Origin of the sequence: Candidatus Ponderosibacter sp. Uisw_141_02, from assembly GCF_048087665.1 — a bacterium.
GTDB lineage: Bacteria > Pseudomonadota > Alphaproteobacteria > Puniceispirillales > Puniceispirillaceae > UBA3439.
Window position 1 is genome coordinate 197,866 of record NZ_CP159807.1, and the last position, 24,133, is coordinate 221,998.

At 51.9% G+C, this 24,133-nt stretch carries 19 protein-coding genes, 1 tRNA gene and 2 riboswitches; of the genes, 10 read left to right on the plus strand and 10 right to left on the minus strand.

The annotated features are described in order from the left end of the window. Window positions 1-349: 349 nt before the first annotated feature. Together ABXT40_RS00975 and ABXT40_RS00980 are read left to right on the plus strand one after the other, a co-directional pair. Window positions 350-1,153 carry an ABC transporter ATP-binding protein gene (locus ABXT40_RS00975; protein WP_443646938.1) on the plus strand — a complete coding sequence of 268 codons (804 nt, stop codon included), beginning with the start codon at window positions 350-352 and terminating at the stop codon, window positions 1,151-1,153. A 171-nt stretch (window positions 1,154-1,324) separates the two neighbouring features. Beyond that, window positions 1,325-2,545 (plus strand): MFS transporter, encoded by a 1,221-nt coding sequence (locus tag ABXT40_RS00980; RefSeq protein ID WP_443645982.1) that lies wholly within the window; start codon window positions 1,325-1,327, stop codon window positions 2,543-2,545. A 44-nt stretch (window positions 2,546-2,589) separates the two neighbouring features. Here ABXT40_RS00980 and ABXT40_RS00985 read toward each other — a convergent pair whose 3' ends face one another. After that, entirely contained in the window at window positions 2,590-4,575 is a 1,986-nt protein-coding gene (locus ABXT40_RS00985; protein ID WP_443645983.1) for a DEAD/DEAH box helicase, read from the minus strand. Window positions 4,576-4,787: 212 nt separating this feature from the next. Here ABXT40_RS00985 and ABXT40_RS00990 point away from each other — a divergent pair. The 3 genes from ABXT40_RS00990 (at window position 4,788) to ABXT40_RS01000 (ending at window position 6,998) form a co-directional block, all read left to right on the plus strand. Next, window positions 4,788-4,864 (plus strand) — tRNA-Arg (locus ABXT40_RS00990). Window positions 4,865-5,078: 214 nt separating this feature from the next. Then, window positions 5,079-5,864 carry a 3'(2'),5'-bisphosphate nucleotidase CysQ gene (gene cysQ, locus ABXT40_RS00995; RefSeq protein WP_443645984.1) on the plus strand — a complete coding sequence of 262 codons (786 nt, stop codon included), beginning with the start codon at window positions 5,079-5,081 and terminating at the stop codon, window positions 5,862-5,864. Between the two features lie 123 nt (window positions 5,865-5,987). Further along, the gene (locus ABXT40_RS01000; protein ID WP_443645985.1) at window positions 5,988-6,998 is read left to right on the plus strand and encodes an amidohydrolase family protein; all 1,011 of its coding nucleotides are present in this window, start codon (window positions 5,988-5,990) and stop codon (window positions 6,996-6,998) included. Between the two features lie 72 nt (window positions 6,999-7,070). Here ABXT40_RS01000 and ABXT40_RS01005 read toward each other — a convergent pair whose 3' ends face one another. From ABXT40_RS01005 to panB, 3 genes are all read right to left on the minus strand, one after another. Then, window positions 7,071-7,682: a D-sedoheptulose-7-phosphate isomerase gene (locus ABXT40_RS01005; protein WP_443645986.1), complete on the minus strand. Its 612-nt coding sequence runs from the start codon at window positions 7,680-7,682 to the stop codon at window positions 7,071-7,073. Between the two features lie 91 nt (window positions 7,683-7,773). Next, window positions 7,774-8,607, minus strand: coding sequence for a pantoate--beta-alanine ligase (panC, locus tag ABXT40_RS01010; RefSeq protein WP_443645987.1), 834 nt, complete (start codon window positions 8,605-8,607; stop codon window positions 7,774-7,776). A 19-nt stretch (window positions 8,608-8,626) separates the two neighbouring features. Further along, entirely contained in the window at window positions 8,627-9,436 is an 810-nt protein-coding gene (gene panB / locus ABXT40_RS01015; RefSeq protein WP_443645988.1) for a 3-methyl-2-oxobutanoate hydroxymethyltransferase, read from the minus strand. Window positions 9,437-9,706: 270 nt separating this feature from the next. Between panB and ABXT40_RS01020 the strand changes: the two genes are divergently transcribed. After that, window positions 9,707-10,513: a 3-keto-5-aminohexanoate cleavage protein gene (locus tag ABXT40_RS01020; protein WP_443645989.1), complete on the plus strand. Its 807-nt coding sequence runs from the start codon at window positions 9,707-9,709 to the stop codon at window positions 10,511-10,513. Between the two features lie 3 nt (window positions 10,514-10,516). Here ABXT40_RS01020 and gcvP read toward each other — a convergent pair whose 3' ends face one another. The 3 genes from gcvP to gcvT form a co-directional block, all read right to left on the minus strand. Beyond that, window positions 10,517-13,345, minus strand: coding sequence for an aminomethyl-transferring glycine dehydrogenase (gcvP, locus tag ABXT40_RS01025; RefSeq protein ID WP_443645990.1), 2,829 nt, complete (start codon window positions 13,343-13,345; stop codon window positions 10,517-10,519). Between the two features lie 91 nt (window positions 13,346-13,436). Then, window positions 13,437-13,799, minus strand: a complete 363-nt coding sequence (gcvH, locus tag ABXT40_RS01030; protein ID WP_443645991.1) for a glycine cleavage system protein GcvH — start codon at window positions 13,797-13,799, stop codon at window positions 13,437-13,439. A gap of 27 nt (window positions 13,800-13,826) precedes the next feature. Next, the gene (gene gcvT / locus ABXT40_RS01035) at window positions 13,827-14,921 is read right to left on the minus strand and encodes a glycine cleavage system aminomethyltransferase GcvT (protein ID WP_443645992.1); all 1,095 of its coding nucleotides are present in this window, start codon (window positions 14,919-14,921) and stop codon (window positions 13,827-13,829) included. Window positions 14,922-14,979: 58 nt separating this feature from the next. Then, a riboswitch (glycine riboswitch) is annotated at window positions 14,980-15,128 on the minus strand. A 4-nt stretch (window positions 15,129-15,132) separates the two neighbouring features. Continuing rightward, window positions 15,133-15,236: riboswitch (glycine riboswitch) on the minus strand. A gap of 184 nt (window positions 15,237-15,420) precedes the next feature. Here gcvT and ABXT40_RS01040 point away from each other — a divergent pair. Both ABXT40_RS01040 and ABXT40_RS01045 read left to right on the plus strand, forming a co-directional pair. Further along, window positions 15,421-17,199: a M3 family oligoendopeptidase gene (locus tag ABXT40_RS01040; protein WP_443645993.1), complete on the plus strand. Its 1,779-nt coding sequence runs from the start codon at window positions 15,421-15,423 to the stop codon at window positions 17,197-17,199. Beyond that, on the plus strand, window positions 17,199-18,587 hold the full coding sequence (locus tag ABXT40_RS01045) for an ABC1 kinase family protein (RefSeq protein ID WP_443645994.1): 1,389 nt from the start codon (window positions 17,199-17,201) through the stop codon (window positions 18,585-18,587). Before ABXT40_RS01040 ends, ABXT40_RS01045 begins: the two co-directional genes overlap by 1 nt. A gap of 101 nt (window positions 18,588-18,688) precedes the next feature. Here the strand turns inward: ABXT40_RS01045 and ABXT40_RS01050 are convergent, their stop codons facing one another. From ABXT40_RS01050 to rpsU, 3 genes are all read right to left on the minus strand, one after another. After that, a complete protein-coding gene (locus ABXT40_RS01050) occupies window positions 18,689-20,128 on the minus strand; it encodes an NAD(P)(+) transhydrogenase (Re/Si-specific) subunit beta (RefSeq protein WP_443645995.1) in 1,440 nt (479 codons plus the stop codon). Window positions 20,129-20,141: 13 nt separating this feature from the next. After that, window positions 20,142-21,713, minus strand: a complete 1,572-nt coding sequence (locus tag ABXT40_RS01055; protein ID WP_443645996.1) for a Re/Si-specific NAD(P)(+) transhydrogenase subunit alpha — start codon at window positions 21,711-21,713, stop codon at window positions 20,142-20,144. Between the two features lie 192 nt (window positions 21,714-21,905). Then, window positions 21,906-22,109, minus strand: coding sequence for a 30S ribosomal protein S21 (rpsU, locus tag ABXT40_RS01060; RefSeq protein WP_443646939.1), 204 nt, complete (start codon window positions 22,107-22,109; stop codon window positions 21,906-21,908). A 209-nt stretch (window positions 22,110-22,318) separates the two neighbouring features. Here rpsU and ABXT40_RS01065 point away from each other — a divergent pair, with 209 nt between their 5' ends. Further along, complete coding sequence (locus ABXT40_RS01065; protein WP_443645997.1) at window positions 22,319-22,981, plus strand: COQ9 family protein; 663 nt, start codon at window positions 22,319-22,321, stop codon at window positions 22,979-22,981. Between the two features lie 190 nt (window positions 22,982-23,171). Continuing rightward, window positions 23,172-24,089, plus strand: a complete 918-nt coding sequence (locus tag ABXT40_RS01070) for a homoserine O-succinyltransferase (RefSeq protein ID WP_443645998.1) — start codon at window positions 23,172-23,174, stop codon at window positions 24,087-24,089. The last annotated feature ends 44 nt before the right edge of the window (window positions 24,090-24,133 follow it).

Genomic DNA, 24,133 nt, shown 5'->3' on the forward strand with positions numbered 1-24,133 from the left:
GCCGGTGAAAAAAGCTGCCGTGAAAAAAGCACCAGCCAAAGCTGCCGTGAAAAAAGCACCAGCCAAAGCTGCCGTGAAAAAAGCACCAGCCAAAGCTGCCGTGAAAAAAGCACCAGCCAAAGCTGCCGTGAAAAAAGCACCAGCCAAAGCTGCCGTGAAAAAAGCACCAGCCAAAGCTGCCGTGAAAAAAGCACCAGCCAAAGCTGCCGTGAAAAAAGCACCAGCCAAAGCCGCTGCCGCAAAAAAAGCACCAGTGAAAAAGGCTGTTGCTAAAAAGGCACCAGCCAAAGCCGCGAGAAAAGGCAAGAAAAACGTCAGCGGTTATGGCGGTGGTTCAGTTGATGTTGTGATGTCGGTTGATCAGGTGGCGCGTGAAGCGGCGTCGATTGCCGCAAATGCACCAACAATCGCCGAATTGGAAAAGCTGGCCAATAAAGACAATTATCTGACCATTAACAACCTTCGGGCAGGCTATGGCAAAATGGAAATTTTGCATGAATTCAGCCTTCGCATTGGTCGTGGCCAGTCTTTGTGTTTGATTGGGCCGAACGGTGCCGGTAAATCAACTGTGCTTCATTCGATCTTTGGCTTTACAAATATTTTTTCCGGATCGATCATTGTTGATGGAAAAGATGTAACCGCCTTGACACCATCACAAAAGCTGTCAGAAGCAGGCATTGCCTATATCCTTCAGGACAAGTCGGTATTCCCGCAAATGACGGTTGAAGAAAATCTGTTGATGGGTGGCTTTTTGAAAGACCGTCCGGCCGAAGCGAAGGCGGCAGCCGAAATGGTGTTCGATAAATATACCCGTCTTGCTGATCGGCGTGACAAGCCTGCTGGCGTTCTGTCAGGTGGTGAGCGTCGCCTTCTCGAGATTTCACGGGCATTGGTGATGCAGCCTCAGGTTTTGCTGGTTGACGAGCCGTCAATCGGCCTTGAGCCACGCTTTATCGATATGGTGTTCGAAATTCTGGATGATTTGCAGAAAAAAGATGGCAAAACCATTATCATGGTCGAGCAGAATGCCAAGAAAGGCCTAGCCTTTGCCGACATTGGTTATGTTCTGGTTTCAGGTGAAACAGCGATTGCGGACATGGGTAATGACTTGCTGGAAAATCCAGATGTTGGCCGGTTGTTCCTTGGTGGCTAAGCCAGCCAAATAACCTTATAAAAGCATCGCATGGCAACATGCGGTGCTTTTTTTTGCCTTGCCCATAATGGCCAAAAAGCTTAGCGAGAGAGCTTGGCCAGAAAGATCGGCAAGAGAGCTTGGCAAGGCGGTAACAGCATGATCTACTTTAGGCCTACCGGTTGGTGATAAATGATATCTGGTGATCGTCCAACACATCTTTTAAGCCTTGTCAGCCTTGCAGGCATTTTGGCCTTGCTTAGCTTTGCGCTTTGGCCGGTGTTTCTAACAAGCCTTGGCCGTGAGTGGGGTCTTAGCAATACGGATATCGGGTTGGTGAGTGGTGCTTATTTTTTTGGCTATTTGCTGGCAACACCAATTTTAGTCGGTTTGACCGATCGCATTGACGCAAAGCTGATCTTTCTGGGTGGATGTGCTTTCGGAGCTGTTGGCTGTCTTGGCTTTGCGCAATTGGCGCATGATTTCTGGTCGGCGGCATCTTGCTGGGCCTTGGTCGGGGCGGGACTTGCTGGCACCTATATGCCCGGATTGCAAATTTTAAATGCACGTTTAGATGATGCCGCGCGGGTTCGATCGGTGCCGTGGTATACCGCCTGTTTTGGGATCGGCACAGGCAGTTCATTCGGTTTGATGGGCGTTTTGCTTGCCTATGCCGATTGGCGGCTGGCGGCCTATCTTGGGGCGGGGGGCGCAATGCTTGGCGCAATGCTGGTTCTGTTTTTGGTTCAGCCCCGTCCAGTCGCGCCCTTGCCAGCCACGAAGACGAAACGCCATCCCTTGGATTTGCGACCCGCCTTTCGAAAACCGGTCGCACTTGGCTATATTCTTGCTTATGGCACCCATACTTATGAATTATTTGCCTTTCGGACATGGAGTTTCGCGCTTTTAGTATTTTTGGCCAGCCGCGCCGATGGCAGTATGGGGATCGGGGCGGTCACAACAATCGTCAGCCTGATTACGGTGACAGGCATGCTTGCCTCACTGCTTGGGGCGCGGCTATGCCTTGCTTTTGGGCGGCATCGGGTGATCGCGTTGATTGGCGGCGCAACGGCACTAGTCAGCGTCATTGTTGCCTTTAGCCTTGATGGGCCGGTTTGGATCGCGGTTGCCGGTTTATGGATCTATAATGGCTTTATCATGCTTGATTCAGGTGCCTTGACCACCGGGACGGTTGAGGCTGGCGATGCCTATGACCGCGGGGCATTGCTGGCGGTTCATTCCATGATTGGGTTTGGTGGCGGAGCGCTTGGCGCGCCGGTTGTTGGCTATGTTCTTGATCAGGCGGGCGGCGCTAGCATGATGGGCGCGTGGTTTTACGCGCTGCTGGCGATGGGGGCCGGATCAGCGATTGTTTTTGCTGTTCAACGGCATTTCTGGCGCAGGATTGGGTAAGCCGACCCCGCGCCAAATTATTTTTGTCGATCGCCCAGGCCGAATTAACGGCGGCGTTTCAACGTGCCCTGGCCGCCCTGTGGTGTGGCATTGCGGCCTGGCCGCGCTGCGCCAACGCGCTTTTTCGGGGCAGGTGATGCGCGTTTTGCGCCACCATCGCCTCGATCGGATGATGGCTTTTGCGCCGCTGGCTTATCACCAAAATTTGGACGTTTGTTAAAGGCGGGCTTGCTGCCAAATGACGGCTTACCGCCGCGGGCTGGCTTGTCACCAAATGCTGGCTTGCCACTGCGGGCTGGCTTGTCACCGAATGACGGCTTGCCGCTGCGGGCTGGCTTGTCGCCGAATGATGGCTTGTCGCCGAATGATGGCTTGCCACTGCGGGCGGGGCGGGCTTGATCATCGCGCCCTTTAAAGCCACCTTCACGGTTTGGGCGATCATCACGTTTTGCAAAACTATCACGGTTCGGGCGACTGCCACCTTCAGGACGGCCGCCACCGGCTGGCCGCGCTTGACGGCGATCATCATCGGAGGGTTTGCCTGCTGGGCGACCACGACCGCCTGCCGGCCGATCATCACGCCGCTCGGGGCGTCCACGACCACCTGCCGGCCGATCATCACGCCGCTCGGGGCGTCCACGACCACCTGCCGGACGATCATCACGCCGCTCGGGGCGTCCACGACCACCCGCCGGACGATCATCACGCCGATCATCACGCCGATCATCACGCCGGCCGTCACGGCCTGAACGGTCACGGTCATTCCGGTCACGGTCACTGCGGCCACGCGCGCCCTGTGGTGGGCGACGACGACCGCGTGATGCGCCACCGCCAGCTTTGAAATCAGTTACCGGCGTGCCATCAAGTTCAAACAGCTCAACCCGCGGGCCAACGGCGGCAATAATCGCGCCAAGCTTATTCCGCTCATCGGGCGCACAAAATGAAATTGCCAAACCACCAAGACCGGCCCGGCCGGTGCGGCCAATACGGTGAACATAGGATTCAGGTGTGTCGGTCAGATCAAAATTGATCACATGGCTCAAACCCGCAACATCGATACCGCGCGCCGCAACATCGGTTGCAATCAAGGCACGCAACTGGCCGCTGCGGAAATTGCGAAGCACCTTCTGGCGCAGGGTCTGGCGCATATCACCATGAAGCGCATCAACAGCAAAGCCGCGAACCTCCATGAATTTTGCCAATGCATCGGCACGCCGTTTGGTGCGGACAAAGATCAAGCTTTGGCCGGTATCCTGTTCATTCAGAATATCACAAAGCCGGTCGCGTTTATCGCCTTCGGCCATCAAGGTTACGCGCTGGGTTACCTTGTCGGCAGTGATGCCGGTTTGTGGTGCTTTTACCTGTGCCGGATCGGTTAGAAACTGCTTGGCAAGCGTTTCAATTTCGGGCGGCATGGTTGCCGAAAACAACATTGTCTGGCGGTTGCGTGGCAGGCTGCCGGCGATACGCTTGATTGGCGGATAAAAGCCAAGATCAAGCATATGGTCGGCTTCATCAAGAACGAAATGGGTGATTCCGCTTGGGTCAAACGCGCCGCGATCCATCAGATCTTCAAGACGGCCAGGCGTGGCGACAACAATATCGACACCACGGCGTAATCCGCGAATTTGTGCGTCATAGCGCGCCCCACCAAAAACGGCCAGATGGCGGATATTCAGATCGGCTGATAATTTGCTGACATTCTGCTCGATCTGATTGGCCAATTCGCGCGTCGGTGCAAGAATCAATGCTTTTGGCGGCTGCCCAGCGCGAACGGCAGCGCTGTAGCCAAGATGTGTCATCAAAGGCAGCAGAAAGGCAGCGGTTTTGCCAGTGCCAGTTTGGGCAAGGCCGATAAGATCGCGCCCTTCCAGCAAAAGCGGGATCGACATTTCCTGAATGGGGGTTGGGGATACCAGGCCTTCGCGGGCCAAAGTGGCCAGCATTAGTTCGGGTAATCCAAAACTATCAAAGTTGACAGCCGGTGTTTGTGCCGAAATTTCGGCAGACTCTTGATTCATATCTGACATTAGTTTGTTTTCTAGCGCATAGCTTTTCGCGAAGGTAGCATCGCCCCTAGCGCGCCACATCTTTGGCGGACTTATGCGCCCTAGCGTTGAGTTTGTCAATGAAAGGAAAATTTTTGGCAGTCATCAAATGCGATGATGGCATGGGAAACCCGCAAAAAACGCCGTTTTGGCAGGCTGGCATTCCATTATAAATTCGGGCATAAGAGATTTATGGTCCCGTAGCTCATCAGGATAGAGCGACAGATTCCTAATCTGTAGGTAGGGGGTTCGAGTCCCTCCGGGATCACCATCCCTTGCGTCCAAAGACATATCAGGACCGCTGCAAAACGTATGTGAAAATCTGCATTATTGCTGTTTCCTGCAAAATGAACGCATTCGCCCCTATCCTCGCCAAATGCGACGAGGCATAGTAATCTTTGATTCGGCGGCGCGGGGCTTTGGGGCTGCGCGCCATTCATAGCAAAACTGGATTTTGGCAAAATGGAGGCAACGCGTTCGCGGCAATGGTTGGGCAAGAACAAAGCCAGATTGATGACAGCGCGCTTGTCAAAGCGCTGATTGCGCCGGTGCAGCATGCGGGTCGCGTTATCATGGATTTCTATCAAACCGATCCATCCGCCGAGACCAAGGCCGATGGTAGTCCCGTCACCAAGGCCGATCAAGCTGCCGAAGCGATCCTACTTGCCGAAGTTGCCGCTTTGGCACCGTCAATCCAGGTCATTTCCGAAGAAAATGCCGCTAGCCATAACCTTGTGGCAAGCCAAGAATTTTTTCTTGTTGATCCGCTTGATGGCACCAAGGAATTTATTAAGCCGCGCGGTGATGGTGCCTTTACTGTAAACATCGGGCTTATCCGAAATGGCGAGCCGGTCATGGGTATTGTCTTTGCTCCAGCGCTTGACCGCCTGTTTTTTGGCAGTCTTGGCAATGGCGCGTTTGAGATTTCGGGCGGTATCTGCCGCCAAATTTATGTTCGCATGCCGCCCGCCGACGGGCCGGTCGCTGTCGCCAGCGCATCGCATCGTGACGCACAAACTAATCAATGGCTGGAAATGCGCGGGATTACCAATAGCATCGCCATTGGCTCATCGCTAAAATTTTGCCTGATTGCCGCTGGTGAGGCCGATCTATATCCGCGATATGGCCCAACGATGGAATGGGATACCGCCGCGGGTGATGCGGTGTTGCGCGCCGCCGGCGGACGCATCACGGCCGAAGATGGCAAGCCCTTTTTCTATGGCAAGGCTGGATATCGCAACCAGCCATTTTTTGCCGCTGGCGGGGGCTAGCCATTGCCGTTTTCGGCCTTGGTTTTACTGGGGCGCTGGCGTAATATTTTTGGGCAAACAGGCACGCCGTAATGCGGCATGGCATTGTGTGGCATTACCGGTTTTTAAAAGAAAGATTGTATTATGATTATTGATTGTCATGGCCATTATACAACAACGCCGCCACAGGTCGAAACCTACCGTAACCAACAGCGCGCCTTGCTTGCAAATGATCCAAATCATCTTTTCGAAAAGGGCAATATCAATGTTTCGGATGACGAGATTCGTGACACGATTGCCAACAACCAACTAAAAATGCAGCAGGATCGTGGCACTGACGTGACGATCTTTTCACCACGGGCAAGCTGGATGGGGCATGATCTTGGTAATGCCAGCACGTCACAAGCCTGGACCGAGCTTTGCAATGATTTGATCCGGCGGGTTTGTGATTTGTTTCCCGAAAATTTTGTGCCGGTTTGTCAATTGCCGCAAAGCCCCGAGACATCGCTGGATAACAGCATTGCCGAATTATCGCGCTGTGTTGAACAGATGGGCTTTATCGGCTGTAATCTGAACCCCGATCCATCGGGTGGTTCATGGAAAGACCCGCGTCTTGGTGATCGCTATTGGTACCCGCTTTATGAAAAAATGGTTGAGCTGGATGTGCCAGCGATGATCCATGTATCGGGGGCGTGTCATCATTCGCTTGATACCACCACAAGTTATTATCTTGGTGGTGATACAACTGCCTTTACGCATCTTTTATTTTCAGATGTGTTTACCGATTTTCCCGAATTGAAACTGATCATTCCGCATGGCGGCGGGGCAGTTCCTTATCATTGGGGGCGGTTCCGGGGGATTGCGCAGGATCGCGGGCTTGGCGATCTGGATGCGCGGGTGCTTGGTAATATCTATTTTGATACATGCGTTTATCACCAGCGCGGCATTGATTTGCTGCTTGATGTCATCCCGACAAAAAACATTCTTTTTGCTTCGGAAATGATTGGTGCCGTTCGCGGAATCGACCCACGAACCGATCATCATTATGATGATACCAAACGCTATATCGATGCGAATATTGCGCTTGATGCCGCGGCTAAAGCGGCCATTTTCGAGGGCAATGCGCGCCGTGTCTTTAGCCGGTTGAAAATCTGATTTGTGACTTTGTTAACTGTATTGGCGCAGACACCAGCGTCAATTTCAGTGCCGATTTCAGCACGGGTTTGATCAGACGGTGAAATAATGCGATTCAAGCTGGCGGCAAATTTCATGATAGATCGGAAGATGCATTTCTTGGATGCTGGCAACATCGTTAGACGCCACATCGATCAGCACATCACATAGCGGTGCCAGCTTGCCGCCGCCAGCACCGGTAAGGCCGATGACCGTTATGTTTTTGGCGCTGGCGGTCTTTGCGGCCAGCAGGATATTTTCAGAATTTCCCGATGTTGAAATGGCAAGCAAAACATCATTGGCCTTGCCCATTGCCCATATTTGCTGGGCAAAAATCAAATCACCATCAAGATCATTGGCAATCGCGGTAATCAGGGATGAATGGCTGACAAGTGACAGGGCTGGCAATCCATATTGAAGCTTTTCCCCAAGACGCGCCGCATCATCTCCACAAATGGCCGTCAATCGATCACGATCATGTGCTGATAATGACCGTGGCAGGCAAAACCCCTTCATCAATTCGCCAACGATATGTTCGCAATCGGCCGCGCTGCCGCCATTTCCACAAATTAGCAAACTGCCGCCAGCATCATAGCTGGCAATCAGCAGTTTTATCGCTGCGGCGATTTTGGCCGTTTGGTCGCTATTTTGGTCTTGCGGCTTCATGCAGCGCTCCTTCACATAACGGCATCAACATTATGCCTGATACGGCCATTATCGAGGGGCTGAACAAAAAGCACAAATGATAAAATCACCCTCACAGGGCATAATTATCAATCAAGCGCGTTGTGCCAAGCCAGATGGCGGCAAAAATCCGGCAATTTGGCACTAATGTTTTGGCTGGCTGCAGATTGTCTGAATGGCGTAGGTCAAAATAGTCAATCTTGCCAAAACCAGCTTTGGTGAGCCGTGTTTTGGCACTGGCCAAGGCTGCATCAACGGGCGTTCCTTTGGCAATCTGTTTGGCGGTTTCCTGCATTTCGACATAAAGCAATGGCGCCAATTTGCGGTTGCTGGCGCTTAGATACAGATTGCGCGAGGATAATGCCAAACCATCGGTTTCGCGAATTGTTGGCTGTGCCAGAATTGTGATGTTCAGATCGAGATCACGAACCATTTGCCGGATGACTGCTAATTGTTGGTAATCTTTTTCGCCGAAAATCGCGAAATTGGCAGGGATGTGGGTGAATAGTTTTAAAACAATTGTGGCAACGCCGGTAAAAAAATGTGGTCTTGTCTGGCCTTCCATGGCCAGCGCAACACCAGCTGGAACAATGCTGGTAGCATGACCATCATCATACATATTGGCAGGCGCATAAATGGCATCACAGCCACCCGCTGCAGTGATCGCCGCGCAATCAGCCTCAAGCGTGCGGGGATAGTGATCAAAATCCTCGCCAACACCAAATTGTGTGGGGTTCACATAAATGCTGACAATCACGCGATTGGCGGTTTTGCGCGCTGCGGCAATCAGCGCAAGATGACCTTGGTGAATGCTTCCCATTGTTGGCACAAGGCAAACCGTTTCCCCCGCCGCTTGCCAGGCGATTGTGGCGGCGGTCATTTCGGCTTTGCTATGCAAAATCTTCATCACTATGCCCTGCCTGAGATCAGGTCTTTTTCGGCCAGAAAAGATGATCCTTGGTTGGAAAGCTGCCATCAATGACTGCGGCGCGATAGTGAGCCGCAGCGGCGCCAATATCATCTTGAAGATTGGCAAATTTCCGAACGAATTTCGGGGTAAAGGCGTCATATAGCCCAAGCACATCTTCGGTCACAAGAATTTGCCCATCACAAACCGCCGAGGCACCAATACCGATTGTTGGCACGGCGCAAGATTGGGCAATTGATGCGGCAACCGGTTCGATAACCCCTTCCATGACAATGCCAAAAACGCCTGCCGTAACCAAGGCATCAGCATCGGCATGAAGCTGGGCTGATTCTTCATCGCTTCGTCCGGTGATGCGAAAAGCGGCTCCTGCAACAGCATGTTGCGGCAAAAGCCCGATATGGCCAAGCACTGGAATGCCTGAACCAACAAGGCATTTCACATGCGGGGCAAGATCAGTGCCGCCCTCAAGCTTGACCGCATCAGCGCCGGTTTTGGCCATAATCTCGGCAGCGCTGGCCAAGGCCTGTGCCGGACTATTTTCATAGCTGCCAGCAGGAAGATCAATCACCACAAGCGCCGATTGTCGCCGCCGCATAACGGCCTGACCATGCCTGATCATCATATCAAGATCGGCATTTTGCGTTGTATCCATGCCATAGATGACCATCGCCACGGAATCGCCAACAAGCAAAAGGTCACAATGAGGGTCAAGCGCATGCGCCATTGGCGCGCTATAAGCGGTTAGGCAAACAATTTTGCGCTGGCCCTTTAGGGCAATAAAGTCACTGATTTCAGGTTTCACAGACATGTCGGTCAGTCTCGTTGCAGGCGGGTTGGATAGTATTGACACTAAAGCGCCCTAAGGGGACAGATTATCGGGGCAAGCCCAAAGCCAAATAACGTCAATTAATTAGCATATATTCCGATAGTGGGCGATAGGTTTCTCAGTGATGTTGTGATGGCTCGCGCCTTGACCTGTGATTTGCCGGTGCTAGCATAAAAGGGCGTATTCCATTTAGTGATGCGATCAGTTCTGCGCTTTTTCTGGCGTGGTTTATAGTGTTTTTTGAGGATGAAGATGACCCGACCAACAATCATCATGGCGGCACCTAATGGCGCACGCAAAGTAAAAACTGACCATCCAGCCGTTCCGGTTACGATTGCGGAAACGATTGCAACCGCCAAGGAATGCCATGCGGCTGGTGCAAGTATTCTTCACGCGCATGTTCGCGATGATGATGGCAAACATCTTCTTGATGCGGGGCGCTATCGGCAATTGCTTGATGGGTTGCGGCAGGAAGTGCCGGAAATGCTGGTGCAGATTACCACCGAAGCTGTTGGTGTTTACACGCCTGAACAGCAGGTGGATTTGGTGTTTGCTTTAAAGCCTGATTTTGTGTCGGTCGGTTTTCGTGAAATGATTGGTGATAATGGCGAGGCTGCCCGCGCGCTTGCCAAGCATTTCTATCACCAAAGCCTTGCTGAGCAGATAAATGTGCAACATATCCTGTATGATCTTGATGACCTCAAACGGTTCCGCGTGGCGATGGCTGATGGCATTTTACCCGCTGCGCGGCCGCATCTTTTGTTGGTGCTTGGCCGCTATAGCGGTAATTTCCAGTCTGATCCTGCCGAAATGAAGCCATTTATCGGTGATGGGCTGACCGATATGGCAAGCTGGTCGATCTGTGCATTTGGGCATCGTGAATTTGACGTTATGACCGATGCGATTGCCAGTGGCGGCCATTGCCGGGTTGGGTTTGAAAATAACCTCTATTTAAAAGATGGCAGTTTGGCGCCAAATAATGCCGCCCTTATCCGCCAGTTGGCTGAAGCTTGTCAGCCAGCCACGCGCGAGGAAACATTGTCACTTTTTGCGCTTTAGCCGTTATTCGGCGGCCTGCTGTTCCCAAAATTCCATTGGCGGACAGGCACAAATCAGCGCCCGGTCACCAAGCGCGTTATTGACCCGGTTTACCGGTGGCCAATATTTGTTTTCTTGGTGATTTCCATCAGGGTTGCCAGCTTGTTTGCGGCTATAGGGGCGCGTCCAGTCCTCATCCATAATGTCATCGGCGGTATGGGGTGCATTGACCAAGGGGTTATTGTCTTTGGGCCATATGCCATCAGCGATGGATTGGATTTCGGCGGCAATCGCAATCATGGCGTCACAAAACCGGTCAATTTCAGCAAGTGATTCAGACTCGGTTGGCTCGATCATCAAGGTGCCAGCAACCGGAAATGACATGGTTGGCGCGTGAAAGCCATAATCAATCAACCGCTTGGCAATATCTTCATTGCTGATGCTATGCGCCTCCTGAATATGCCGGATATCAATGATACATTCATGCGCAACCCGCCCATTGCGGCCGGTGTAAAGCAGCGGATAGGAAGCGGCAAGCCGCTTGGCAATATAATTGGCCGACAAGATTGCCGCAGCAGTGGCAGCGCCCAGCCCATCTGGCCCCATCATGCGAATATAGGCATAGGTGATGGGCAGAATGCCTGCCGAGCCAAAGGGTGCAGCACTGACAGCGCCAATGCCGTCAATCGGTGATCCGGGCAGAAATGGTGCCAGATGCGCCGCAACACCAATCGGGCCAACGCCTGGGCCGCCGCCGCCATGCGGGATGCAAAAGGTTTTATGCAGATTGAGATGGCTGACATCGGCACCAAATTCGGGCGGCGCGCAATGGCCAACAAGCGCATTTAAATTGGCGCCATCAACATAGACCTGCCCACCTGCCTGATGAATAATATCGCAAATTTCTGCAATGGCTTCTTCAAACACGCCATGCGTTGACGGATAGGTGACCATCAAGGCGGCAAGATTGGTTTCATATTGGGCGGTCTTGGCGCGTAAATCATCAAGATTGACATCACCATTTGCATCGCATTTGACCACAACGACTTTCATGCCGGCCATTGCTGCCGATGCCGGATTGGTGCCATGCGCCGATGATGGGATGAGACAAATATTGCGGTCATGATCGCCGCGTGATTGGTGATAGCGTGAAATCGCCAGCAATCCGGCAAATTCGCCTTGCGCGCCGGCATTTGGTTGCAAGGACATTGCGGCATAGCCAGTGCATTGGCACAGCATCTCCTCGAGCCGTGAAATCATCTCACGATAGCCACTGGTCTGATCATCGGGCGCATAGGGATGAATATTGGCAAATTCGGGCCATGTGATGGGCATCATTTCGGCAGTGGCGTTTAGTTTCATGGTACATGATCCAAGCGGAATCATGCAGCGGTCAAGCGCAAGATCACGATCGGCAAGCCGCCGCATATAGCGCAGCATTTCAGTTTCCGAACGGTATTGATGAAACACATGATGCGTTAAAAACGGACTGCTTCGGCCAAGTTGTGGCGGAATGCTGTCAAGGTAATCATCGCCTAAACGACCACCAAGCGCGCCGATGATGGTGGCAAGCGCGTCATCATCAATCGTTTCATCAAAGCTTGCGGCAACTGCATGATCTAATTGCCGAAGGTTAAAGCCAGCCGCCACTGCCGCCGCCATGAGCGAATCACGATCATCTGCCGCTTCGATCACGACCGTGTCAAAAAATGCCTGATGCCGAATGGTACGGCCAGCCGCCATCATTGCGGCGGCGAAACGCCGTGCTTGCCGGTTGCTATGTGACGCGATGTTTTGCAGCCCTTCTGGGCCATGCCAAACCGCATAGAAACTTGCCATAATCGCCAAAAGCGCCTGTGCGGTGCAGATGTTGGAGGTGGCTTTTTCGCGGCGGATATGCTGTTCACGGGTTTGCAGTGCCAGCCGGTAAGCAGGGCGGCCACTGGAATCGCGCGACACCCCGACCAACCGTCCGGGGATTGACCTTTGCAAGGCTTGGCTGCACGCAAAATAGGCGGCATGCGGCCCGCCAAAGCCGAATGGCACGCCCAATCTTTGTGCACTGCCAACGACAATATCGGCACCCATTTCGCCCGGTGGTGTCAGCAGGGCCAGCGCCAAAAGATCGGCGCAAACAACGGCCAAGCCGCCGCCATCATGGATGGTGGCAATCGCGCCCGATAGGTCATGAATGGCACCGCAACTGCCCGGATAGCTCAGCAAGCCACCAAAGCAATCATCGGGTATTGTGTCGCCAATGGGCTGAACATCAATGATGATGCCAAGCGGTTCAGCGCGGGTTTTTAAAATGGCAATGGTTTGCGGATGGGTATCCGGATCAACGATAAAACGGGTGCCCTTGGGTCTATGCATACGGCTTGCCAATGCCATGCCCTCAGCAGCGGCGGTGGCTTCATCAAGAAGCGATCCATTGGCGATATCCATGCCGGTTAGATCGATGATCATTGTTTGGAAATTTAAAATCGCCTCAAGACGCCCTTGGGAAATTTCCGGCTGATAGGGAGTGTAGGCAGTGTACCATGCCGGATTTTCCAGAATATTGCGCTGGATCACTGGCGGGGTGTGGCAATTATAATAGCCCATGCCGATAAGTGATGTTTTGACCTGGTTTTTGGCAGCAAAGCCCTTTAATTCAGCCAATGCTTCATGTTCCAAAAGGGCTGGTGCCAAGGCCATTTTGCTTTGGCGGCGAATATTTTCGGGAATCACCGAATCCATTAACGCCGCCATTGAAGGAGCGCCAACCGCATCAAGCATTTTGTCGATATCGGTTTCGTTAATGCCAATGTGGCGGCTGGCAAAGGCGGCTTGTGGCGAATGAAGTGATGACATGATGCGTCCTTTCGAAACTAACGACCCATTTGGGCAAGAACGGCAATGGTCGGTCAGGCCGGATTACCGTAAAATGATCGGGCGATGCCGATTAGCCAATCATGGCATTATAGGCGGCCTCATCCATCAGTGACTCAAGGTCGCCAGCATCATTGATTTTGATTTTAAAAAGCCAGTTGGCCATTGCGCTTTCGGGCTTGATCGCGGTTAGGTCGTCAAGAAGCGCATTATTGACCTCGACGATTTCCCCACCGGCAGGGCTGTAGATATCCGATGCGGCCTTGACCGACTCAAAGACGGCAACGGCATCACCTTTATTCACTGCCAGACCAATATCGGGCAATTCAACAAAAACAATATCGCCAAGCTGTTCAACCGCATGCGGTGAAATACCAACCGCGCAAATATCGGCATCTAGATTGGCCCATTCGTGATCTTCAGAAAATTTAAGCATGATTATCTCCTTATGGCTTTGATATGTTTAACCGCGAAAATAGCGATGTGGGACGAGTGGCAAATTCACCACGGTGATGGGGGTGTCACCGCCTCTTGTGGCAGCGGCAAGGACGGTGCCGTCAGTGGCAAGATGGGTCTCAACAAACCCAAGCGCGGCCGGGCGATCGAGGCTTGGCGAAAAACCACCCGATGTGATGATGCCAATGTCAACACCGTCATGAAGCAAGATTGTGCCATCGCGAACTGGCCGTGCGCCGCTTGCCAATAAACCGACAAGCTGTCGTTTCGGGCCATTTGCAAATTCATCAAGAATGATATCGGCACCGGGGAAATCAGCCGCTTCACGCCGCTTTTTTGAAAGGGCGAATCTTAGCCCGGCCATGGTTGGGGTGATGGTTTCATTAAGTTCACGCCCCCATAGCGGCAGGCCTGCCTCAAGACGTAATGTATCGCGGGCACCAAGACCGGCAAGCGTGACATCACCTGTTGCCATTAGGGTTTTGGCAATATCAACAGTGGCATTGGCGGGCATGGAAATTTCAAATCCGTCTTCGCCAGTATAGCCAGACCGCGCGATCACAAGCGGAACCGTGCCAAGGGTGAAATGGCGCATATCCATAAAGCGGAACCCGTCAAGATCAAGGCCAAGGCTGGATAGAACCTGCGCCGCTTTTGGGCCTTGAAGCGCCAAAAGCGCCCAACTATGATGAACATCCATCTTGGTGCTATCGTCAAGATTCTGGCGAAGATGATCAATGTCATGCTTGGCGCGACCAGCATTGACAACAAGGTGCAGCCTGCCATCAAGCCGCGCCACCATCAAATCATCAAGAACACCGCCAGCGTCATTCAGCAGCATTGAATAGCGAACGCGCCCTTCGGCAACCGCGCCAATATCGGTTGGGGTCAGACGTTCAAAAAAGGCATCGGCGCCATTGCCGGATAATTCGACCTGCACCATATGCGATACATCAAATAACCCTGCGCCATTGCGGGTTGCCAGATGTTCGGCCTTAATACCAGCCGCATATTGAACAGGCATATCCCATCCGGCAAAAGGCACCATGCGGGCGTCATTGGCGATATGAAAATCGTAAAGTGGGGTTCGTTGTTTTTCCACTGGTCTAATCTCCTGCTCACGCGTCAAAGATGAATACCATGCGATGGTATTCGCCCCGTCTGTCGCGGAACCTGAGAGATTAGCTGTTTCCAATCACGTCCTATAGTGACCTAATTGGATGATCGTTTGAACCTTATGCCAATTCTGGCTGATTCATAAGATCACCAGTTTTCCCCTTCGGTGGACACTGCCGTGTCACTTTCCAGAGTGCTCACATGAAAGAGTACATTTACCTGAGAGTTTCTGGGGGTTTGCTCCTTCGGTGTTGCTGCTATCGCTCGTTCGGCGGCCAGCAATCTCTCCCCTCTCATGTATCGAGCAAAAAAACGCTAACGCAATTTAGATTTTGGGGCAAGCTTGCAGCGAATATCGAAGGGATAAATCTAAAAGGTTTGAAAAACAGCCTTGAGAAAGCTCTTACCTATGCTCATATAAAAGTAAGGTAGGGTGTCCCTTGCCGTGGCTGTGGTTGGTTCTGTTAGAAAAGTGAAGCTTTGATATGCCTGATTCCTGTCCAATTTGGAGCTTGCGTGATCTTTATGACGGGGTTGGTTCCCCAGCTGTGCAAACCGATATTGCCGCCTGCCGCAAGGCCGCATTAGCGCTTGCAGCTGACTGGCAGGGGAAGATTGCCACGATTTCAGGAGCCGAACTTGCTGCTGTCATCACCGCCTATGAGACGATTCTTGAACAGCTAGGCAAGGTACAAAGCCACGCTCAATTGCTATTTGCAGCCAATACAAATGATCCGGCAATCGCCAAACATCACCAATCGATGCGCGAAGCTGGATCCGAAATTGGCGCGGCGCTCTTATTTGTCGAGCTTGAGCTTACGCGTCTTGATCAAGATCATGTTGACGGCTTGCTTGACGATGCTGGTTTGGCACGGTTTTCACCCTGGTTACGGCGGGTGCGGGCAATGGCGCCATACCAATTATCTGATGAAATTGAAAAAATGATTGCCGAACGCGCGCCAACAGGTGCTGGAGCTTGGGTGCGATTATTTGAAGAAACCACAACGGCAATGCGGTTTGCCTTTCAAGGCACCGATGTAACCGAAGCGGAAATTCTTGATGCGCTATCCAGCACCGATGCAGCCAAGCGTAAAGAGGCAGGCCAGTCTTTATCAACAACTTTGAAAGATCATCAAAGATTGCTGTCGTTGGTGATGAATACCATCGCCAAGGATAAGCAGATCGAAGATGGCTGGCGCGGTTTTGCGCGGCCAGTATCATCGCGCAATCTGGCAAATGATGTTGATGATCATGTTGTTGATGCGCTGGTGCAGGCGGTGAATGACCGCAATGCCGATCTGTCGCATCGCTATTACAGCCTCAAAGCTGGCTGGATGGGCAAAAAGCAAATTGACTGGTGGGATCGTAATGCGCCATTGCCCGGTGATGATGACCGGCATTATGAATGGGGTGAAGCTAAGCAGATAGTGCTTGATGCATTTCACGGCTTTGATCCCGAAATGGCTAAGATTGCCTTGCCGTTTTTCGAGCAGAACTGGATTGATGCGGCACCGCGGGCGGGCAAAAGCTCGGGCGCATTCTCGCATCCGGTTGTGCCATCAGCGCATCCCTATATTTTGATGAATTTTTCCGGAAAATCGCGCGATGTGATGACTTTGGCGCATGAGATGGGGCATGGCATCCATCAAGTGCTAGCGGCCGATCAGGGCTATTTAATGTCTGATACGCCGCTTACCCTTGCTGAAACAGCGTCGGTTTTTGCCGAAATGCTGGCCTTTCGCCAGCTTGTTGATAGCCAAACCAATGCCCAATCGCGGCGGTTATTGTTGGCGGGCAAAGTTGAAGACATGCTGAATACGGTTGTGCGGCAGATTGCGTTTCATAATTTTGAAACCGAATTGCATCAGGCGCGCGTCAAAGCCGAACTGACGGCCGAAGAAATTTCGGATATCTGGATGGAAACCCAGCGTGCTGCGCTAGGGCCAGCGATTAAAACCGGCGATGATTACCGGCCGATCTGGGGCTATGTGCCGCATTTCATCCATACGCCATTTTATGTTTATGCCTATGCATTTGGTGATTGTTTGGTGAATGCGCTCTGGCAGAAATATCAATTGGCGCAGGCCAGCAAGACCGACCATCTGTTTATCCAGAATTATAAAAACCTTCTAAAGGCTGGTGGCACCGAACGTTATGATGTGGCCTTGCAACATTTTGACCTTGATGCCAGCAAGCCAGCTTTCTGGTCGCTTGGGCTGGATATGATTAGTGGCATGATTGACGAGTTGGAAGGATTAAAATAATGGCAACGAGCGGTGATCGTGATGCAGCCAGCGACCGGCAGTTTGGCGGCCGTATCCGCCGTTATGCAAAAGTAACGTCAACCATGGGCGGGCTTGCGGCGCGGGTTGCCGGTGAACGCTATCTTGGTTGGGAAATTGATCGCGGTAAACATGCCGCTGATTTGCGGCAAGCACTTGGTGGGTTGAAAGGCCCGATCATGAAAGTGGCGCAGATTCTTTCAACCATTCCCGATGCATTGCCACCAGAATATGCCGAAGAGCTGGCAGGGTTGCAGGCCGATGCGCCATCAATGGGCTGGCTGTTTACCAAACGCCGCATGGCGGCCGAGCTTGGCGCTGATTGGCAGCAGAAATTCAGCAGCTTTGGCCGTGACGCGGTGTCGGCGGCATCGCTTGGACAGGTTCATCAGGCGATGGGACTGGATAACTCGCCTTTGGCGGTGAAATTACAATATCCCGATATGCATTCGGCGATTGAGGCTGATCTAAAACAGCTAAAATTGCTATTCCAGCTATATGAACGGTATGATTTGGCGATTTCGACATCGGATATTTATGACGAATTATCCGATCGGCTTTTAGAAGAGCTTGATTACCGTCGCGAAGCGATGAATATGCAGCTTTATCAGCATATGCTTGCTGATGAGACAAAGGTGCAGGTGCCAAGCCATATTCCGGAATTATCAACAAACCGGCTTTTAACCATGAACTGGCTTGAAGGCCAGCGGTTAATGGCCTTTCTTGAAACCAACCCCGATCAGGCAACGCGCAATGAAATTGCGAAAACCATGTTTCGGGTCTGGTATGTACCGTTCTATTATTACGGCGTCATTCATGGTGATCCGCATCTTGGCAATTATTCGATTGCCAAGGATCACAGCATCAATCTCATGGATTTCGGGTCAATCCGCCTGTTTCGGCCGCAATTTGTTGCTGGCGTGATTGAACTTTATAAGGCGCTTCGTGACAATAACCGCGATCAGGCTGTTGATGCCTATGAACGCTGGGGCTTTGTTGGGCTTGATAATGAAGCCATTGATGTTTTGAATATGTGGGCCGAATTTATCTATGCCCCGCTTCTTGAAAATCGGGTTCGCCCCATCCAGCAAATGCGAGGTGGCAAGGCGGGACGTGATCTGGCTGGCAAGGTTCATACCGAGTTGAAACGCATTGGCGGGATCAAGCCGCCGCGTGAATTTGTGTTGACCGATCGGGCGGCTGTTGGGCTTGGATCAGTTTTCATGCATCTTGGTGCCGAAGTGAATTGGCATGAATTATTCCATGAGCTGATTGATGATTTCTCGGTTGATGCGCTTGCCGAACGGCAACGCGCGGCCGCAACCAAAGTCGGGCTTCCCGATAATCTGATTGCACCCTATAGCGGCTAGATCGGGCACTGGATAAACCCGACCCGCCGAAAACAGACAAAGAAAAAGGCAGCCCGTTCAATCAGGGCTGCCTTTTTCTTAGGTGTTTATATGGTAATGGATCAATGACCCGAAATAATCACCAATAGCTGGTCAAGTGACGCTTTGGCATCACCATAGAACATGCGGGTGTTTTCTTTGAAAAACAACGGATTTTCAATACCCGAATATCCGGTGCCCTGGCCGCGCTTTGATACGAAAACCTGTTTTGCCTTCCAGCATTCCAGAACAGGCATGCCGGCAATCGGGCTGTTCGGGTCGTCTTGTGCTGCTGGGTTTACAATATCGTTGGAACCAATGACGATGGCAACATCGGTGCTTGGGAAATCATCATTGATTTCATCCATCTCAAGAACGATGTCATAAGGCACTTTAGCTTCGGCCAATAGCACGTTCATATGTCCGGGAAGCCGGCCAGCAACCGGATGAATTGCAAAGCGTACAGTTTTGCCTTTCGCCCGAAGCCTCCTGGTAAGTTCGGCAACATTTTGCTGGGCTTGCGCCACCGCCATGCCGTAACCCGGGATGATGACAATGCTTTCTGCATCTTCAAGCGCTGCTGCAACACCATCGGCATCAATCGCAATCTGCTCGCCTTCAACTTCCATCTGCGGGCCAGCTGTGCCGCCAAAACCGCCAAGGATAACACTGACAAAGGATCGGTTCATCGCCTTACACATGATGTAGGACAAGATCGCGCCTGACGAGCCAACAAGCGCACCAACAACGATCAGCAGATCATTGCCAAGGCTAAAGCCAATCGCGGCCGCTGCCCAACCCGAATAGGAATTCAGCATTGATACAACCACCGGCATATCAGCACCACCAATACCCATGATCAAGTGACAGCCGATGAAAAGGGCTAGGATCGTCAGAATAACCAGCGGCAGTAATGCGCCGCTTGAAAGATACCAGCCAAGGCAGGCCAATGATGAGATCGCCGCGGTCGCATTCAATAGATGCCCGCCGGGAAGTTTGGTTGCGGCTGATGTCACTTTTCCAGATAGCTTGCCATAAGCAATCACCGAGCCGGTAAAGGTAACGGCACCAATCCAGATGCCAAGTGATGCCTCAACACGCAAAATATTAATCTCGGCACCTGATTTCTTTGCCAGCAATGCGGCAAACCCCTCAAGCGCTTTCTTTGTCGTGTCATCCAAGGTTAGGACGTTGGCAAGCTCAAAATGCGCGTTAAACCCGACAAAGACGGCAGCCAGACCAACCAATGCGTGCATACCCGCAACCAATTCCGGCATTTGGGTCATTTCAACTTTTGACGCAAGCTGATAGCCAATCAATCCGCCGATTGCGATCAAAATAGCTGTTAGCTGCCATAGGCCAGCCCCCGGGCCAATAACGGTCGCCAAGACCGCCAGCCCCATACCAAAAATGCCATACCAAACGGCGCGCTTTGCACTTTCCTGACCCGACAGTCCGCCAAGCGACAGGATGAACAGAATAGCGGCGACAACATAAACAGCAGTGGTGAAACCTAGATCCATCGTTCTGGTCTCCTTAAGATTTCTGGAACATGGCGAGCATGCGACGTGTTACGAGGAAGCCACCGAAAATATTAATTCCAGCAAAGAATATGGAAATGCCTGCAAGCACGGTCACCAAAAAGCTGCTTGAGCCGATCTGCAGAATAGCCCCAAGAATGATGATTGATGAAATCGCATTCGTGATGGCCATCAATGGTGTGTGCAGTGAATGACTGACGTTCCATATCACTTGGAACCCGACAAAGACCGCCAAGACAAAGACAATGAAATGCTGCATGAAGCTGGCGGGTGCATAGGCTCCAACTGCAAGCAAAGCCGCGCCACCAATGGTCAAAAGCATAACCTGATTTTTGGTTGTTTGCTTGAATGCTGCAATTTCATCAGCACGAATTTCTTCGGCAGTGCGCTCGGGTATTTTTTCCTTTGGCTTTGCAGCAATTGCCTGAACTTTTGGCGGCGGCGGCGGGAATGTAACCGAACCATCAAATGTGGCGGTTGCACCGCGGATCACATCATCTTCCATATTATGCACAGTCTGACCGTCTTTTTCGGGTGTCAGATCGGCCATCATATGGCGAATATTCGTTGCATAAAGGGTCGAGGATTGCGCTGCCATACGGCTTGGAAAATCGGTGTAACCAACGATCGTCACGCCGTTCTCAGTGATGATTTTTTCATTGGGAACGGTAAGATCGCAATTGCCGCCGCGCTCGGCCGCCAAATCAACAATAACCGAGCCGGGCTTCATGTCGGCGACCATATCTGCAAGCCATAGCTTTGGTGCGTCTCTTCCCGGAATCAACGCGGTGGTGATAACAATATCAATTTCAGGCGCTAATTCGCGGAATTTTTCCAGCTGCTTTTCACGGAACTCAGGGCTTGATGGGGCTGCATAACCGCCGGTCGCCGCACCATCCTGCTGGGTTTCTTCAAAATCAAGATAGACAAATTCGGCGCCCATTGATTCGATTTGTTCAGCAACTTCCGGCCGCACATCAAAGGCAAGAGTGATTGCGCCAAGCGATGTGGCGGTGCCAATTGCGGCCAAGCCAGCCACGCCAGCGCCAATAACCAAAACCTTGGCAGGCGGCACTTTGCCCGCGGCGGTGATTTGGCCCGTGAAAAAACGGCCAAAATTGTTACCGGCTTCGATTACCGACCGGTATCCGGCAATGTTTGCCATTGACGATAGCGCATCCATTTTCTGCGCGCGGCTAATTCTGGGGACCATATCCATGGCAATGACATTGGCATCTTGTTTTGCAATCAGCGCCATCTGGTCAGTGTTTTGTGCCGGATAAAAGAATGATATCAAGAGCTTCCCTTTTTTCAGGAATTTGACTTCATCTGCCTCTGGCGGGCGAACCTTGCTAATAATATCGGCGGTTTTCCACAATTCTTCAGCGGTTTTGGCGATTTTGACGCCAGCTTTTTCATAAGCTGCATCGGAAAAACCGGCATGGAGGCCAGCGCCTGACTGAACAAGACAGTCATAACCAAGCTTTTGTAATTGCGTAGCGCTATCGGGCGTCATGGCGACGCGTTTTTCATCAGCAGCAATTTCTTTTGGAGCACCAATTATCATCTTGTCGTTTCCATTATGCATATCAAACTATATCTAAGCATTCTTGTTTTCGCTGATCGGTTGAGACTATGCAAGCCAAAACCGCGGATTCTGCCATATAGTAGGGGGGATCAAATGGCGTCAGCACATATGAAAAAACCGCCAAATGCTTGGCGGTTTTCATGTTGTAGGGCCTGATCAAGCTAGCTTGATCTAATAGCCTTCGCGTTCCAAGCGTTTGCGCATTAACTTGCGCACACGACGGGTCGACTCAGCAGTCTCACGCGCGCGGCGCTCGGATGGCTTTTCAAAGGACCGGCGATTTTTCATTTCGCGGAACACACCCTCACGCTGCATTTTCTTTTTAAGAACACGCAGTGCCTGGTCAACATTATTTTCTCTAACGGTGACGTACACGTCTTTCACATCCCTTCTAAAGATATCTGATAATCCGTTTTGAGTAGGCCGGTTGTTTATCATAGCAGTTCACAAGTTGCAAACATTAAACCATCATTGCAGTGGTGGCGGGTTGGCATTGGTCGGAAATATGGCTATATAATGCAAACGCGCGGTTGGTTTCGACTGGTCAAGCACCTTTCGGCATGATTTTTTGAAGGACATCACCCATGCATGATGAACAGTTCCAGCCTGATCCTGTTGCCGTTGCCATTCTGCGGGCATCAATGCTTCATGTGCCGTTTGACGGTTGGGGCGAGGCAGCGCTTGTCGCTGGTGCAGCTGACTCGGGTCATGATGCGGCGGCGGTTCATACCGCGTTTCCGCGCGGCGCAATCGATGCGATTGCGCTTCATTCACGCTTGGCAGATCAATCAATGGTTGAAGCGTTTCTAGCGCTTCCTGAGCGTCCGGAAAAAGTGCATTTGACGGTTCGGTCGCTGGTGTTGTTGCGGCTTGAAATTGCCCAGCCTGATAAAGATGCGGTTCGCCGTGCGCTTAGCCTTCTGGCGATGCCTGCCAATGCCAAATTATCGGCCAAGCTTCTTTATGAAACGGTTGATTCCATGTGGCGCGCCGCAGGCCAGCGCGATACCAGTTTTTCCTTTTATACGAAGCGCGGGTCACTTGCCGCGGTTTACAGTGCGACGGTGCTGGCATGGCTTGCTGATAATCGTGGCAATCTTGACGGAACCGTTGATTTTCTTGATCGGCGGCTTGCCGATATTGCTCGCATTCCCAAAATCACCAAACCGGTGCGTTCCGTCATTTCGGCTGGTGAGCGGATTGCCAACAGCTTGATGCTGGGTTTGGCCAAACGCCATTCACGCTAACCATTCACGCCAACCAGTCATAATCAGCCGGCATATTGATGGGGCGGGGCTAACCATGTGTTAAGGCCTTGCCCGCCGCGCATTGGACATTACCAAGAAAACCGGTATAACGCGAGCATGAGGGTGGTTATGATCGCCGCCAGATTTGTAGATCAGCGCCACCGGGTGATGATTGCCAAGAGGAGCCTCGATGCCAATTAGAGTACCTGATAATCTGCCCGCGCTTGAAGTGTTGCATGCTGAGTCTGTTGATATCATTCCGCAACAGCAGGCCGTCAGTCAGGATATCCGGCCGTTGCGGTTGCTGCTGCTTAATCTGATGCCGAAAAAGCGTGATACCGAAATTCAATTTGCCAGATTATTTGGCAATTCGCCGCTTCAGGTCGAAATGATTTTGATGACAACGGCAAGCTATACGCCGCGCAATACGGAACCGGGCTATTTACGCCGGTTTTACCGCCAGCTTGATGATGTGCGGGATGATTACTTTGATGCGCTGATTGTCACTGGTGCGCCGGTTGAAACCTTGCCATTTGAGGATGTGACCTATTGGTCTGAATTGACCGAAATCATGGAATGGTCGCGCACCCATTGTTTCCGCAGGCTTGGCATTTGCTGGGGCGCGCAGGCGCTGTTATGGCATTTTCACCAAGTGCCGAAATATGAAATTGGGGCAAAGCTTTTCGGCATTTTTGAGCATGGGTTAAGTGATGTTTCGGGTCGGTTGATGAATGGTTTTACCGACCGGTTTCCGATGCCGGCGTCGCGTTATACGATGAATCGGAGCGAAGATTTGGCGGCGGCAGGATTAGATGTTCTGGCCGAAGGCGGGTCATGCGGTGCCGGCATGGTGCGTGATTCGGTAACCGGTGATCTGTTTGTGTTTAATCATCTTGAATATGATGCCACAACGCTTGGTGATGAATATCAGCGCGATGTTGCCGCGGGACTAAAGACGGCTTTGCCGGAAAATTATTATCCAAATGATGATCCCACGCTGCCGCCAATCAATAACTGGCGGCCCTTCGCCTTTTTGCTGATGGCCAATTGGATCAATGATTTGTATCAGGCAACGCCATTCGACCTGACAAGCCTTGGCAAAACATAACAAGCGGCCGTTCTGGGCATGTTTATTCTGGCATGTTTACTCGG

Coding starts and splice junctions, on each gene's coding strand:
- ABXT40_RS00975 (WP_443646938.1), top strand. CDS start 350: ATGTCGGTTGATCAGGTGGCGCGTGAAGCGGCGTCGATTGCCGCAAAT.
- ABXT40_RS00980 (WP_443645982.1), top strand. CDS start 1,325: ATGATATCTGGTGATCGTCCAACACATCTTTTAAGCCTTGTCAGCCTT.
- ABXT40_RS00985 (WP_443645983.1), bottom strand. CDS start 4,575: ATGTCAGATATGAATCAAGAGTCTGCCGAAATTTCGGCACAAACACCG.
- cysQ (WP_443645984.1), top strand. CDS start 5,079: ATGGTTGGGCAAGAACAAAGCCAGATTGATGACAGCGCGCTTGTCAAA.
- ABXT40_RS01000 (WP_443645985.1), top strand. CDS start 5,988: ATGATTATTGATTGTCATGGCCATTATACAACAACGCCGCCACAGGTC.
- ABXT40_RS01005 (WP_443645986.1), bottom strand. CDS start 7,682: ATGAAGCCGCAAGACCAAAATAGCGACCAAACGGCCAAAATCGCCGCA.
- panC (WP_443645987.1), bottom strand. CDS start 8,607: ATGAAGATTTTGCATAGCAAAGCCGAAATGACCGCCGCCACAATCGCC.
- panB (WP_443645988.1), bottom strand. CDS start 9,436: ATGTCTGTGAAACCTGAAATCAGTGACTTTATTGCCCTAAAGGGCCAG.
- ABXT40_RS01020 (WP_443645989.1), top strand. CDS start 9,707: ATGACCCGACCAACAATCATCATGGCGGCACCTAATGGCGCACGCAAA.
- gcvP (WP_443645990.1), bottom strand. CDS start 13,345: ATGTCATCACTTCATTCGCCACAAGCCGCCTTTGCCAGCCGCCACATT.
- gcvH (WP_443645991.1), bottom strand. CDS start 13,799: ATGCTTAAATTTTCTGAAGATCACGAATGGGCCAATCTAGATGCCGAT.
- ABXT40_RS01040 (WP_443645993.1), top strand. CDS start 15,421: ATGCCTGATTCCTGTCCAATTTGGAGCTTGCGTGATCTTTATGACGGG.
- ABXT40_RS01045 (WP_443645994.1), top strand. CDS start 17,199: ATGGCAACGAGCGGTGATCGTGATGCAGCCAGCGACCGGCAGTTTGGC.
- ABXT40_RS01050 (WP_443645995.1), bottom strand. CDS start 20,128: ATGGATCTAGGTTTCACCACTGCTGTTTATGTTGTCGCCGCTATTCTG.
- ABXT40_RS01055 (WP_443645996.1), bottom strand. CDS start 21,713: ATGATAATTGGTGCTCCAAAAGAAATTGCTGCTGATGAAAAACGCGTC.
- ABXT40_RS01065 (WP_443645997.1), top strand. CDS start 22,319: ATGCATGATGAACAGTTCCAGCCTGATCCTGTTGCCGTTGCCATTCTG.
- ABXT40_RS01070 (WP_443645998.1), top strand. CDS start 23,172: ATGCCAATTAGAGTACCTGATAATCTGCCCGCGCTTGAAGTGTTGCAT.